Genomic DNA, 14752 nt, shown 5'->3' with positions numbered 1-14752 from the left:
TCAATCGAATCCAGGAGAGCAGACAATCCATAACTCCCTCCCCCCGTCATCGATGTGTAAAACCACGAGAGCAGGGTGGGGGATGGGTGGGTGAAACAGCGTGATAAACGGTATCGGTGGTTAAGATAGCCGATGACCTCTCAGCCGGTAGTATACAACACAATCTAAAAAGGAACTATTGTCTGACGAAGCTTTATGTAGAAAGCCTTTGAACAATAACCGTAATAGATCTAGTTACAGGTGAATAGAGAGATACTCTCGAGATGAGCGTGTAACTGTGTTGGCAGTACATCACTCGACGTATTATTTCTCACACGGTGGTTTCCCACTCAAGATACCCTTGAGCAGTCTGTTCTCGACAATTGAACCGCTAGCTTCCAGTTCAACTCCCGCCGCTTCTTTGCTGTTTACACATCGATGACGGGGGGAGGGGGTCGTCGATAGTTGCTTCCTGTTGTAGCACTGATAACTTCACTGTAGCATCGGAGCTGTTTACACTTCGATGACGGGGGGTGTGTGGGTACGAATGATTCGATCTCAGTTTCGTTTACACATCGATGACGGAGGGGTGTCCCCACGACATCATCTGAATTGTGTCCATAAACTATACCTAAGCCTCGGGTCTCGACCCCGAGGCGGTTCCCTCTCGAATTACTGCTCGTGGAAATCCCGCAGCTGGGTGTTGACCACTGTGTGAAGGAGTTCTTCCTTTTCGGCGATCGCCTCTAGTCGGGTATCGTCGACAATGCGCTTCATCATGCTCTCGGGATCACCGGTGAACGTGAATTCCATAAACATGCCACCGCCCCGGCCGCGGCTCTTTCGAGAAGTCGAGATCAGTCCGTACGTCGAGAGCTCTTTGACGTACTTGACGTAGGTCTCGCGGGTCATCTGGTCAGCATCGAGTTCGTCGGTAACCCACTGGTAGATTTTGAAGCCGACCGGACTCGGGACAGAGCTTCGTGGTTGGTTCGAGTAGGATGCAACGGCGGCAGTGGCGTACAGCGAGACTTTCTTTTGCATCGTCAGTCCCTCGACGAGTTTGAGAGAGCGGTCTTTGTCGATTTCCTCTTGTGATTCTCGGACGTGATCTTCGGTCACCTCGCCGTCACCACGTTCGTCGGCAAGGTCGCCAGCACCGCGGAAGAGGTCGATCGCCTTTCGAGCATCACCGTGGCTTTGTGCGGCAAACGCGGCGACAAGTGGGATCACTCCGTCCTCGAGGGCGTCCTCGCGAAACGCGTCCCGCCGGTTATCGAGGATTTCGCGGAGTTGTGTCGCATCGTAATCGGGGAAATAGACGTCACGGGGGTTGAACGAACTCTCGGCACGACCGTCGATATCCTGCATGAACTTCGGATCGTTTGTTAGTGCTGCGACTGAGACGCGGCCTTCGATCTCGTTCGTGTTGCTGGCACGCGATAGCTGATACAATAACTTCGAATGGGCGGGTTCGTCGTTGGCACGGCGGCCGACCAGGAGGTCGATTTCGTCGAGGATGAATATGACAGAGTCGTAATGATTATTGATGAGTTCGTACAGGCGGCGGTATTTCCGTTTCGTCGACACACCGGTCTCGGGGACACCGACTGGCGCACCGACATCGCTCGCGACGCTCTGGACGAGTTCATAGACGGCCTGATCGAGTGTGTTGATCGGCTGGCAGTTGATATCGACGACACCGAAGCGTTCACCCTTCGATTCACAGAGATCGATAATCTGTTGGGTCACTGCTCCGATGATGAGCGATTTGCCGGTGCCAGCGGGTCCGTATAGCAGCATATTCGGGGGACGGTTCCCCTGTAAGGTTGGTTTCAAGAACGAGACTACGGATTCGAGTTGATCGTCTCGACCGACGATCCGCTCCTCGTCGATGATCGTATCGGGTTCGACGAGGTCGCGATTGACGAAGACAGACTCCGTCCCCTCGTCATCGAGCATCTCTCTGATCGATCGCTGGTTTCCCTCCTCAGTAGCCACCTCCTCCGTTTCGGGATCGATATCTTCGCTGGGTGTCTCCTTGATGTCCTCTGAATTCGTCTCAGAAACGTCTACATCCTCATTCAGATCGGAACGTATCTGGTTATCAGGAGGTGGGTGAGCAGCCTCATCCTGATTGTTGCCGGCCATACACTTTCTGTACGTTGGAGGGTTAAAAAGATTGACCTCCGTCGATGTTTATACGGCCGGTAAACTCGGTTTATCATCCGTATTCGAAGGTTCCGGATCGAACTCGTTCAAACCGACACCGAAGTATATCCGGAGGGAGACCCCCCGTTATCGATGTGTAAATTCGGACGATCTTTAGCTTTCGAAAGTAAACCATACTCTATCTGTAGGTTTGATCACTCTCCTCGTCGTCGTGGTGCATGCTGTGCGTCAGACCCCCCGTCATCGATGTGTAACTAACGGCCCCCCTCCGTCATCGATGTGAAAACGGCACTCTCTTCAGTACAGTGTTATACCGCTTGATCTGGCGGCAGTTGCATTCGACCTTGACGGGTATGACTGGGCCTTTCACCGACCGTCAGTAACCGCTATGACAATGCATATCCGGGGCTAGTCATCCGGATTGACGGGACCTTTGTACTTCGATTTCACCTGATCGCCGTCTCGCCATTGCCAGTATTCGTAACGATTGTCGTTGATCTCCTTGATTGTAATCGTTGCCTTCACTGGAACGTTGTCCGGGAGATCGTCTGGTCGCTTTTCGACCTCTTCTTGGTCTGCCGACTCCTCGAGACGGGCCTCTCGTTCCTTGTGCTCTGCGAGCGCTTCAGCGTACGAAGCAACGTCTCGGAGCTGCTCCGGGTCCGTCTCGTTGAGCGTGTTGACGATCTCCGTCGGGAGGTTCGCCGGTGGGGTCGGGGGTTCGTAGGACATCGGCTACTCTCGTATTAACCAACACGGCCCACGAATCCATAGTTTTGTTGGTTAATACGGTGGAGACGGCTCTCGTGCCTGTTGACTGTAACACTACTCGAAACTCCTTTATATATAAGTTTCGTACTATGTTACACCGTGCTCCGACGCATCGAACTCGAGGTCCTCGCCACGGTCGACCGCGGCGACACGATCTCCGAACTCGCGACGAAGCTCGACCACAGCGAGAGTTACCTCTCTCGTGCCGTCGGCGACCTCGTCGAGAAGGGGCTCGTCTACACGGAACGCGATGGCCGACGAAAACGAGTCGTCCCGTCGGATGCTCGCGCCGTCGAACTCTATCGGGACCTCGTCCGCCAACACTCCCACATCGACTTCCCCGAGCTACTGACCGGCAAGGCACTCGAGGTGCTGTACTACCTCGACCAGCCGCGAACCGTTTCCGAGATCGCCGACCGGAGCGACAACTACCGCAACACGGTCAACCGTATCCTCAAGCAGTTTCGCGACCGGGGTCTCGTCGGGACGACCGACGGCGACTACCAGTTCAACGCCGACTTCGACCGCCTCCACGAGTTCGCCCGTGAACTCGCACACCATCTGCATCGTCAACGCCTCGAAGCCGTCGCCCCGAAGGGGACGATTCTCTGGGAGGACTACGACGAATTTCTCGCCCAGGCCGAGACGGAGATCGACGCGGAGGCGTTCCACGAAACAGGCCTCGGTCGGTTCGCGACCTTCGACCTCCAGTTCTTGCTCACCGGCCATCGCTACTACGTCTATTCCGAGAACCTCGACGCAGTCTCGCCGGCGGAGCTCTGCTGTCACACACTGTTAATCGACGACGGCAGCCGCCACCGCTCGTACTGTCTCCTTCTACTCAGCCACGTCGACGTCGACGGGGCGGACCTCCGAGAGCAGTCGGCGAAGTATGGCCTCGAAGACGAAATCGACGCCTTGCTCCGCTACCTCGAGACGCACGGCGAGGTCGACAACGACTGGCTCCCGGAGTGGGGCGAGTTCCAGGAGCTGGCGGCTGACTACGAGATTCAATTTCCACAATGAGATCAGACTTAGAATACGGAGAGATCGGATTGATGACGTTCTTCAATCGACCGTCGCTTATCCCATGTATCATCTCCTTCAGGCCCTACTCTTTCATATCCATTGTCTCCTGGTATTTCAGATGGACGGCCAAACCGGGCAACCCGAATTGTCCGGAGGAAATCTAACCGTTGAACTTCAGTCATTACCAAATCAACTCCGCACTTCGAGTCCTCGCACAGCTGCAATCGGACTCCAATTCCATCATCCGTCTCCACAGATCGTAGTTGAAGCGGTAACAGTTGCTCTGGACGGGCTTGCTCACCACTTAGCTTGTACTCGTAGTTCTGCCCATACCCAAACTGGAATTCGCCCAAATCAATCACGCGGCCCTGTCCAGTGACGGTAGCCTCTTCGATATTGTCAATAGAAGCCAACACTGTCACTAAATCATCAACTTGCTCACCTACCAGACACACATATCCGCCTTCCCAAGAGCCACTCCCAAAGTGCAAATCCAAACCGTATTCGCCGTCATCAGTTTCAAACTCAGTCAATGTCAGTCGAGTGTAGCCTTTCTTTGGCGCGCGATCATCTGGTTTCCCTTTCGCATACGGCGCTGCGGATAATCCACGAAGCAGGTACGCCCGGACACGGTTTTGGTCGCAGTATTGCTTCAATTCCTCACGCACCTCATTCGGATTGGATAAGTCTAATTCATCTCTCCCATTGACTGTTCGAATGAAATCTCGTGGATCATCTTCCCAGACAACTGGTTGATCTTCGTCATCAAAGAGCGGATCACGCCACTCTGAAAGATCAAACGGAGACTGGACATCTTTTCCGTTCGGAATCGTCAGTTCTCCATACCCCGTTTTATACGTATCTCCTTTCTGCTTGTACCCATCGTACTGTAACTCAAGGTCAGCAGCCTCACGGATGATCTCCACCATACCACCCTCATCAACAGCGAGTAATCCGACTGACGCGTCCAGCACGGAATCATTCTCAAGCACACCAATCGCAGGTTCTCGTTCCGAATGTGGGACAGCTAAATATAGCTGTGAGAGTACGCCTGTCTCCAAGAACTCCCGAAGTTGTGTTTGCGTCCGGTTTGATGTAACTCCGCTCACACCTTTCGCTTCGATTCCGATGACCTCACCTTTCTCGTCACCAGCAACAATCTTTGAGGGGTCCCATTCACCATCATACGCAAGGATATCAATTGGCCGGTCGGTTGTCTCCGATTCCATCACGTTAGGGATGTGACCTTCCGGTATCCCGCCGAACTCACGCCATGCACAATGGCGAATCCATGGCTCACCAGTCCTATCAAATTCAGGGGTCCCTGACCGTTCTACTGTATCTGGTTCAACAATGACCTCAGGATCATGCGTCTCACCTGGAGTCAGCGCCATTCGTGGACTCCTCAAATACCCGCCTTGAATCGGCAGTGGGACCTCAATGACGCCAATCGCCTCAGGAACAACCGCGTTATTGATTTGCCTTACACCTTCTTCGATGGTGATCGGCGAACTTCCCTTCGTTGTATCGTAGTCCATTCGGCGTTCAATATAGTCCCAAACATCCCGATCATCGTGTGCATACTGATATGTCAGGATTTCATCTGAGACATTCTCGCTAATCCGGTTCAGGACCTCCTGTTTTTCATACTTCCCAGCAGCAACCCCCGCATTGAGGCACTTGCATGCTTCACGGACAACCGGGATTGACGGGTTATTCTCCTTTCCACTAAGTGCCTCTTCGACCCCTTCTACAGATGGCCCGGCAAAATACACCTCATCAAACTGCCCGCTATCGATATAGCGTTGAATTTGCTCGGAGAGGGTTGACTCGAACTATAGATTGGCGGCAGCTTTCAATTCGATTCCGATATATTCGCCGTCGGGTGTACGTGCTGCGAGATCAATTCGTCCGTTAGCTGTTCTTACTTCTCCGTCCACTTCCCACCCTTCCTCAGTTTCTAACCACTCCCAAAGATGTTGTTTTGAGAGTTCTTCGACGAATAAGACCATGTAGTCTGTTTACAAAACGACCTCGTATAACTATTGGCTGGACACTAGTTCGTTGGCAAAAGGTGGAGACTAATAAACAACCTTATCAGCTTGACACCAGATTTTCAGGTATGCGAGCGGCTCGATTTGTAACGTTTTGTTTCATCTACAGTGGCCTGCTCCTTCTCGCACCTTACGTCATAAGGTTCGGTCTTACGATTGAAATACGAGGGCTCGGTCACCTCGGCGTTGGATTATCAATATTAGCCGCAGGGGCGATCAGGCTGCAAAACTCTGAGCAGGAAGCGAAAAATCCAGCAGATTACGGCTTTTTAACATATGGAATGGCAGTACTGTCCGTATCGCTCACCGCCATAGTTCTCGGGCAATTCCTATTCTTGTGAGAAACAGCATAATAGAAGCCTTCGCTGCCGAGACATCTGTGTATCTCCGAAATAAATCAACCTCAGCTGCCGAAAGGCACTCGCGAACGTTTCTGAATCTTTGTTCGCCTGACTCCGTTGATGTTCTTCACGGGCAAGTGCTGTTGTAAAACGTAGAGGCAATCTATATTTCTTCCTCTCCGTCAAACACGCCACTTTCGTCAGAGCGTGCCGGTTTACTAGTCGACGGTGCTCCCTTCGCGTCATCGTATGCCTCGCGCCACAGCTGGTCCGCACTCAAACTGTCGGCCTTGTGGTCTGTGTGCCGGTTTCGGATTTTCGAAAGTACCGGAGTATTCACTGCGTCGCCTGAGATGATGGCTTGACCTTTTGTCAATCCAGGTAATTCCTCTAAAACCGCCTCTCCGGCGTTTTCGATAGAGTCGCGTATCGCTTGCTGGTCGTTCGGGTTGGTGATGTTCATCGTAATCTGCGTTCCACACTGTGAGAGGACTGTTTCATCGATTTTCGATGGTCGTTGGCTGATTAGGCCAGTGCCGAGGCCAAACTTCCGGCCTTCGCTATTCACTTGCCGGATGATCGGTAACGCCTGTGAGTCTCCATCGGGTGCGAACCGGTGAGCCTCCTCAAAGAGCGTAAAAACGGGATGTTTAATCTCTGATCGGACGTCTTCCGGGTTCCCCACAACCGCTGCTTCCCTTGACGCGTACAGTTTGCGGAGCAAGACAGCGGCCATCACTTGCTGGTCACGACGGGTGAGACCTCCCATCTGGAAGACTGTCACCTGGCCCGGATTCACGAGGTCGTCAAGATCGAGCCGATCGTACCCATCGAAAAAGTCTGATTGTACAATGTGGCGATTAATTCGCCATTTCAGACCGTTCGCCTGACCGTCTGGATGGTTCGAGTGGCACGCTTTCAGGAGTTGAGATGCGGTAAACGACTCTTCGTCCTGGAGGTCGTCGAGGGCATCATTCAGCACTGACGACATTCGTTGGGTCGGTTCGAGAATTGAGTAGAAATCATCGAACGTCAGATCGGCCAGCTTCACCGATAACTGGTCAGAACGGCGGAGTTCGACGGCGGGGCTGTAGCCATCCGCCCCTTGGAAGGCTTCGTGATCGCACATCTGATCGAGGCTTTCATACTCGCCGTGTGGATCGAATACCAGCACCGAAGCTCGTGTGTCGGGCTTGAGCATCTCCTCAAGCAAAACGCTAGCAGTGTAGGACTTCCCGCTTCCTGTGGAGGCTAGGATAGCGAGGTGAGTCGCTGCTATTTCGTTGACTGGTAACTCGACAGATACTCTTTCATCAGTCCGATTCAGCAATCGGCCCATTTGGGCCATCCCAGGATCGGGTTCGTCGTTGTCCCGATGTGAGGGCGGCTTAATCTTCGGAATAACTACTTCGAGCATCTCGCCCGGGGCACGATAGAGACGGGTTCCCGAACTCGGGAGTTGTCGTGGATTTCTAAACGACTCGAATTCTGGATCGTAGTATCCGATTACGCTAGCCGTGATCCGATACAGCTCACATCCGTCTGCTTCTGCGCCGAGGGTCGTTGCGATTTGATCTGCATCGACGGTCGGATCAGCCATGAAGGATGTAGGGAGTCCCGATTCCCGTTCCCGGTTATTCACTCGAGCAAGGATGATCTCGTCGTCTTCACTACCAACTACGCACTGGCTGTAGGCAACAAACTCTCCGGTCGAGACTGCTTGTTCGTCACGAGTTGCGAACACAAATCCGCCTACATCATCATCTGGTTCGACGACTGTACCCACGACTGGTTCGTCGGACAGGCGATCCGCAGCGAGGATAGCCGCATCATCGCTTCTCACTGCAGAACACCCCGTTCAACGTTAGCCTCATGAGCTACTTTCCGCTCGATCACGTCCAAAAGGTCGCTATACTCGTCGGTGGACTCGCGTAGTTGACTCGTGATCTCACCGACCAGCTCTGCTCCGAATGCCCCGGCCACTTCCGTCAAGCGCGGATAGTACGCCAGCGAAAGATTATCATCGACTAGATGGAATCTTCGGAATGTCTGGTTTGGACACTTGTAGACGGTCGTCCCGTGGCTGATAGCGTATGCTGGGATCGAATGATCCGGATTTTCGATTCGTTTGTCCGTCTTCGAGTCGCCAGTACAACTTGCACTGCCGAGCAGCGCGATACCAACGAGCGTTGTTGGCTCGTCAACCAGGCTCGGTCGAAACTGGTTAGTCGCTTCGTCTGTCCCAAGTGTCGGTCCGACACCACCCATCCCAGGATCGATTACTTGGGTTCCATGAATTACCCCGACCGCTACCTCTTCGGTCTCGTTCCGACTCATCGGGAGCACCACCGGCTGACCGAATCCATAGTCGGTGACATCGGGCGGGTTGTCTGCGTCGCGTTCCGTGAGGATTGTGGCAGTATAGTCGATAGTTGATTTCGATTGCGCGATGCTTCCGAGCGGCTTGGCGTCGGCGAAGGTGTCTCGAGCGTTCATCATGGCTTTCTTTGGATGTCAGTGTTTACGATATTGGTGAGTTTCAGTTGTGTTGTGCTGATCATCGGCGGCGGCGCTTGCTACGATCTTTTGGGTTCCATTCGACTGGGAATTCAGCCTCTTCTCCTAATCGAAGCAACATCCGGAGGAGCCTATCCCGGTCACTCCCTGTGAGAACCGCTTCTCGATCGGCGACTTGGATGGCTTCGGGATAGCCCTGCCCGACAGCGGCTTCAGCCTGGGTTGCGCGGAAGGCATACTCGAACATCGTTTCACCAGGCCAATCAGCTGGTGCATCCTCTTCGATCATCCACTGGGGCACTTCGAGCCGATCTAGACTGGAGCCTTCACCGAAATCGGCGTACGTGAACCGGAGCCTGTCTCCAAATTTGTATTCTTCACCCTGGTAGGTCGTCCGTAGCTGCTCCAGGGAGCGGTCGCGCTGACTCTGGAAGAGTGCGGTCCGACTACCCCACGTTTCGAGGAGGGGGGAGAAGATGGCGGCGTCACGTGCAAGCCCCGTCTTACCCAGAGCCCCTGGCTGGAGTTTCCGGATTAGGTCCGCCACGTCTGACGATTGCGAGCCAGCAATATATCCCACGACTGGGACACCGTGTGCTCGACTTGCAGCAAGTAAGTCCGCCATCGCCTCAACGTAGCGTTGGGTAGTATTGTCGTCGAACAGGTTAGCATACGAGACGGAGAGAGACCCATCAAAGAGAATCACAGGCGGGGGTTGGTGGCTCCCATACTCCTTGATCAGGTTTTTCACCGTCTCTGTTTCCCGCTCAAACCGAGCGTGTTGCGCCTGAGTCTCATCGACGTACGAGTATGAGTTATCGTCTGACCCGACGACGATCTCGTCAGGCGGAACGACAGTCGTCTCAGATTCGAGGCTATACTCCCCGTCTGCCGTGTGATGGTTGACGTATGAGACCACCTGCACCAGTGCTACGGGGACATTCAGCTCAGTAGTAGGGTCAAGTTCTGAGCCATCGACTGCGACTGTTGGAAGCCCATCGAGTACATCACTGGCCCATCGCCCAGCACTTTCATGAGAGGTCCACTCTGTTGCGGTCTCAAATGGAATGGTCAGACCGTCCATGCTGTCGAATTCGGTCGTTGGTAGAGCATCAGCGTACGTCCCCGAAACGACTTCACGTACTTCCTTGGCACTCGACGTTTCTTGTTCCTCCAGTAGTGTGTCACGGTAGATGTCGGCCAGGGACCGATCGCCAGTAGCGAACTCCGCGAGGTCGTCGTGGAGCCCCTCAAGTTGATTACTCACTGCGCCCGGATCTTGCAGCATATCAATCGGCCCCCGTCGGTCGTGCCTCAGACTCTGCGTCCGAGACCACGTGCGTCTCGCGATCCGGTTTCTCGAGAGATATCGTGTACTCGGTCATCGACTCGAACGTGTCGTCGTGAGAGATCACACAGAGCTGCTCGAACGCATCGAGGTTCTCGAGTTGCCGGACCAGATTGTTCTTCTTTTCATCGTCGAGGTTCGACGTGGGTTCGTCAAGTACCGCAATGTCGAGCGGGCTGATTTGTTCCATGATTGCCAGACGAACCGCCAGCGCGGCTGCCATCTTTTCCCCGCCCGAGAGATTGCTAAAGGATTTGTGTTGGCTGCCGTCTTGAACGGTGATTTGGTATGTTTCGTCCCACGTCAGACTCTCTCGACCGGTTCCTCGGAGCGCTTGGTAGATCTGGTTTGCACGCTCGCCGATTCGATTAGCGATTAGTTCCCGCATCTTCGGACCGGCGTCTCGGACACCATCTCGAACAGTGTCAGCGAATTTGATGTCCCGCTCGAGTTGTACGTGGGTCTCCTTCCACCGTTCGAGCTGTGAGTCAATGGTCTCGAGTCGTTCTACCTCGGACTGAATCTCTTCTAACTTGTCCTGTGCTTTGCTAAGTTCCGTATCGAGTCTTGTCTCCTGACTATCCAGGTCATCAATCTGCTCGTTGAGTTCGGCATGGCGGTCGGCATCGAAGTCTGCTTCCACCTGATTTAGTTCTTGCTTCGCTTCTCGGCGGTCGCGCTCGAGATTTTCAATCTCCTCGTACAGACTATATACTCGGTCGCGACGTTCGTCAAGCCGTTCAGCATCGGCTTCGTTCCGAACATACCGGTTGTGGGCATCTTCGGCCGCCTCCTTGATTTTCTCCTGGTCAGCAATTTGCTCGTCCAGATCATCAAATTCTGTCTCCAGCCGACGTTCCAAATGGGCGACCACGTGGGCGGCTTCAAACATCTCCTCGCGAGCCTTGTCGACTTTCTCGATCGCATCGCACTTCTGCTGGTATTCGAACTCCGCCTCTTCGTAGGCTCTATGGTCATCTTCCAGATCTGATTGCTCCTGCTTGAGATCAGCCAGTTGTTCGGCAACTGGCTTGAGCTCTTCACACTCATTTACGAGGCGCTCGCGCCGATTTTCTATCTCTTTGACTTCCTCTTCGAACTCATTTAGCCGATCTCGCTCGGCGTCGAGACTGGCGACTGCCTCTTGCGCATTCCTTGCAAGTGCCAGACCGGTATTGACAGCGGGAAGGCGCGCTTCCGCATCCTCGATCGCAGCTTGGCAGGCCTCGATCTGGTCCTCGATGTTGTTGACGACTTTGTCACGGAGGTCGGCGTCCATAGAGCGATCACAGGTTGGACAGGTTGCTTCCTCCGAGTGCTCGTGGTCACGGCTATCGATGTCGACGGCAAGCAACCTCTCACGCTGTTCATCGAGATCTTGAAGTTTCTCTGATTGCCGCTCAATCTCCGCTTTGAGATCGGCGCGCATTTCGTCGAGTTCGTCAGCTGCCTCAGCGAGCGGCTTCTTAGACTCTAGTTTCGCGATTTTCTCTTTCTGGTTTGTAACCCTTTCTTCTGCTGCTGGAAGTTCGATCTCGTCAACTTCCTGAACCAGTGATTCATTCTCATCGATTTGCTGGGTGGCTTCTTGCGCCTCCTCTATTTTCTGGTTCAACTGCTTGTAACGCTCGTAGGCGTCCTCGAGTCTGGCCATCCGCTCTTCGGCGGCTCGGGCCTCTTTGGCTCGGTCCTGTACAGTCTCGAAATCGCGTTTTGCATCCCGGTACGCCGTGGTAGCTTCGTTCACCCTGCTCTCAAGCTTGTCTCGTTCGCGCTTCTGCTCGCGCAAGTCATCGAGAAGCTCGTCTGCTTTACAATACTGGTTATGCTCTTCTGCCGTCTCGTCGACAGCCTTTGCAGCGCTCCGGGCCTCCTCAAGATCAGACCGTGCTGTCTCGAGCTGTTCGACCTTGCCTTCGATCTGACTCTTGACGTTGTCGACTACTCGTTTCAGTTCATCTTGCCGTTCCTTTAGTTCGTCTAGGTCGCCGAACTCTTCTCTCGCATTGGCGAGGTCCGATTGTATCTCGTTAAGTCTTTTTGACAGCCTTTCGACCTCACTTTGTTGTCCCTCAAGGGTTTTCTGCTGCTCGGGGAGGCCCTCGACCATCCCCTGGAGTTTGTTGATCCGCTCGCTGGCAGTCTGCCTGCGTTTTTTCAGTTCGTCGACTGGTTGTTTCAGGTTGTGGGTGCTCTGTGAACTCCACGCCTGTTCGTAGATATCAAGTCCCAGCAACGGATCGAACTGTTCCTCTCGAGTCCGTTGCGAGCCACGGAAGTCGGAGAGGAATTTCGTCTGCTCTACACCGAGACATTTCTCCCATAGGGTGGACAAGTCGACGTCGCTCTCCTTGTCGAGACTGAACTTGCGACGGATCCAATCTTTCACCTCGTCGTGGGTATCGAACTCCAATTCAGCATCTTCGGTCTCGTGATTAACGTTGTAGGTGCCGTTGGTACTGCGTTCAACGGTGAATTCCTCTCCGCCGATCTCGAAGCTCACCCAAACTGTTCCTGAGGATTCCCCTTCCCGGACGAATTCATCCTGGTTATTGTACGGTAGAGTGTTGAACAGCGCAAATCCGATCGCTTCGGCGATTGTTGACTTCCCAGAACCGTTTTCACCGAGGATTGCTGTCACTCCTTCTCCGAGGGAGATCGTCGTCTTTTCCTCGTAGCTTTTGACGTTCTCTAAACTAACTTCTGTCACGCGCATCAGTTCTCACCTCCCTTCGTTGCTACTGATGCGTCGTCATCGACATCCTTAGGTACTTCTTCGATAGCCGGAGTTTCTTCAGATTTGGCTTCTACTGTCTGTGCAGCAGCTTCTACTGGATCGACCTCTTCACCGGCGTGTACTGCGTTGAAAACTTCGTCATCAATCCCTCCGTCGTCAGCATGATCGGCAACCTCATCGTACGTCGGATCGACTGAACCGACGCCTCCCTGAAACGTTTCTCGCCGGCGTTCTTGCAGGTAGTCTGCGACGGACTCTCCGCTAGCCTGCTCTTCGATTACTAGTTCTTTTGCGTGGGTAAGCGCCTCTGCAGTCGCTTCAGGATCCTCGCTGAACGGTGTCTGCTTCGCTACCGTCGTGAACACTTCATCCTCGAGAATTTCGGTCCGAAGCGTACCGGTGTCGGTGAAGACCGCCTCTTCATCCATATCCTCAACGAGGTCGATGATCTCTGCTGTGGTGACACTCGTTTTAGTCTGGACGTGGACAGCGTTGGTCACCTCTGTAATCATCGATTCTAGGGCTTCGACATCGAGGTCACGACGGTCGAACTCAAGATGGCCTCGGATCTGGAGGTCGATGACGGGACTTCGAGGATTGCCGTCTTTCGTGGTGTATTCGTCACGGCTACACCAGGTTTCGATGTCTGCCCGCTTGTTATCGACCGCTTCGCCGAACTCGTTGACGAGATCGCTCCATGTATCGTATCCGTCGACATCCCACTCGAAGGTGTAGAATGGTCTACGTTTGCTCGTCTGGTGATTGGCAGCGAAGTCTTCTGCACCTAGCTCGGTTACGTAATAGCCTAGCTCCCAGCGGGCCTCGTCTGTGCTATGGGCTTCGAGCGAGCCGGGATTGAAAAACCACGGGTCGTCACCCGGGCCCTCGTACGGCTTGTGGATGTGCCCAAGTGCGAGATAATCGACTACGTCTTCGAGCTGCTGGAGCGTTGAGTACCGGGCTGCGGCCCCGAGATCGGGAACTTCGTCTGCCACACCGAAATGGCCCATTAACACGGTGTGGCTGGGTTCACCAGCACGATCGTTGACTGATTTGATAGCAGTCTTCGTTTGTTCGAGTGCCGTATCGATGTATCCCCCTCGATATTCCAGACCAAATACACGCAGAGGGGCATCGAATCCAGACACTTCGAGATCGAAGTAACCGGGGACCGTTCCATCGACACCTGTTCCCTCTCCCTCACTTGCGGCCTGTGGTGAGGGGAAGAGTTTCTCGGCGGATCGCTCATTCTGACTAATGCCGGCAAAGTCCGGTTGAAGCAGCGTGATAGCGTCACGCTGGTGGAGATATTCCAGCCAGGTCATCTCACGTCGATCGAGGTTCTGATCGTGGTTCCCTGGTGTGACCAGCACAGGAACGTCCTCCGGAACGACATCGAGAGCTCGCTCGGCTGTCTCGAGAACACTTGGCCGTAGATCCCGGGAATGGAAGAGGTCGCCTGGGATGAAGACGGCGTCAATACCGTGATCATTGACGGCATCCTCGAGCGTTTTCTTGAACGTGGCGTACATATCGCGTTCACGTTGAGTGCGGTTATACTGGCGGTGACCGAGGTGGATGTCGGCTGCGTGAAGGAATTGGTAGGTCATTGCTGAATGTCACCGAACTGGTTGTGTGGGGCGGTTGAGCACGCGATGCTGAGGTCGTATCTGGGAGTGTTTCCAGCACATAGCTGTAAATTAACCCTCGTGGTCAGCTGAAGGAGCCCAGCAGGCTCTAGAGCTATCTGAAAGGGGGATAGCCGCCTGCAGTGGAGAGCTGACGATATGCTCTCCCGGCTGTT

Annotated in this window: 9 protein-coding genes; 1 reads left to right on the top strand and 8 read right to left on the bottom strand. The window is 54.0% G+C overall.

Annotated elements, in window-relative coordinates; all coding sequences use genetic code 11:
- Positions 1–651: 651 nt before the first annotated feature.
- Positions 652–1941 (bottom strand): orc1/cdc6 family replication initiation protein, encoded by a 1290-nt coding sequence (locus tag AArcSt11_RS15165; protein ID WP_353617813.1) that lies wholly within the window; start codon positions 1939–1941, stop codon positions 652–654.
- 618 nt (positions 1942–2559) lie between these two features.
- Positions 2560–2883 carry a DUF6788 family protein gene (locus AArcSt11_RS15160; protein WP_250598319.1) on the bottom strand — a complete coding sequence of 108 codons (324 nt, stop codon included), beginning with the start codon at positions 2881–2883 and terminating at the stop codon, positions 2560–2562.
- A 138-nt stretch (positions 2884–3021) separates the two neighbouring features.
- Here AArcSt11_RS15160 and AArcSt11_RS15155 point away from each other — a divergent pair, with 138 nt between their 5' ends.
- Positions 3022–3948: a helix-turn-helix transcriptional regulator gene (locus AArcSt11_RS15155; RefSeq protein WP_250598318.1), complete on the top strand. Its 927-nt coding sequence runs from the start codon at positions 3022–3024 to the stop codon at positions 3946–3948.
- A gap of 8 nt (positions 3949–3956) precedes the next feature.
- Here AArcSt11_RS15155 and AArcSt11_RS15150 read toward each other — a convergent pair whose 3' ends face one another.
- From AArcSt11_RS15150 to AArcSt11_RS15125, 6 genes are all read right to left on the bottom strand, one after another.
- Positions 3957–5726, bottom strand: coding sequence for a hypothetical protein (locus tag AArcSt11_RS15150; protein ID WP_250598317.1), 1770 nt, complete (start codon positions 5724–5726; stop codon positions 3957–3959).
- A gap of 783 nt (positions 5727–6509) precedes the next feature.
- Positions 6510–8189, bottom strand: coding sequence for an ATP-binding protein (locus AArcSt11_RS15145; protein ID WP_250598316.1), 1680 nt, complete (start codon positions 8187–8189; stop codon positions 6510–6512).
- The gene (locus AArcSt11_RS15140; protein ID WP_250598315.1) at positions 8186–8845 is read right to left on the bottom strand and encodes a DUF8166 family protein; all 660 of its coding nucleotides are present in this window, start codon (positions 8843–8845) and stop codon (positions 8186–8188) included. The genes AArcSt11_RS15145 and AArcSt11_RS15140 overlap by 4 nt, the downstream gene beginning before the upstream one ends.
- A gap of 58 nt (positions 8846–8903) precedes the next feature.
- Positions 8904–10151 carry a DNA double-strand break repair nuclease NurA gene (locus AArcSt11_RS15135; RefSeq protein WP_250598314.1) on the bottom strand — a complete coding sequence of 416 codons (1248 nt, stop codon included), beginning with the start codon at positions 10149–10151 and terminating at the stop codon, positions 8904–8906.
- Position 10152: 1 nt separating this feature from the next.
- On the bottom strand, positions 10153–12927 hold the full coding sequence (locus AArcSt11_RS15130; protein ID WP_250598312.1) for an AAA family ATPase: 2775 nt from the start codon (positions 12925–12927) through the stop codon (positions 10153–10155).
- Positions 12927–14558, bottom strand: a complete 1632-nt coding sequence (locus AArcSt11_RS15125; protein ID WP_250598310.1) for a metallophosphoesterase family protein — start codon at positions 14556–14558, stop codon at positions 12927–12929. Before AArcSt11_RS15125 ends, AArcSt11_RS15130 begins: the two co-directional genes overlap by 1 nt.
- Positions 14559–14752 lie beyond the last annotated feature (194 nt).

Source organism: Natranaeroarchaeum aerophilus (assembly GCF_023638055.1).
GTDB classification, from domain to species: Archaea; Halobacteriota; Halobacteria; order Halobacteriales; family Natronoarchaeaceae; genus Natranaeroarchaeum; species Natranaeroarchaeum aerophilum.
The sequence above is the reverse complement of the archived record's forward strand: the minus strand, read 5'-3'. Positions and strand labels throughout refer to the sequence as shown.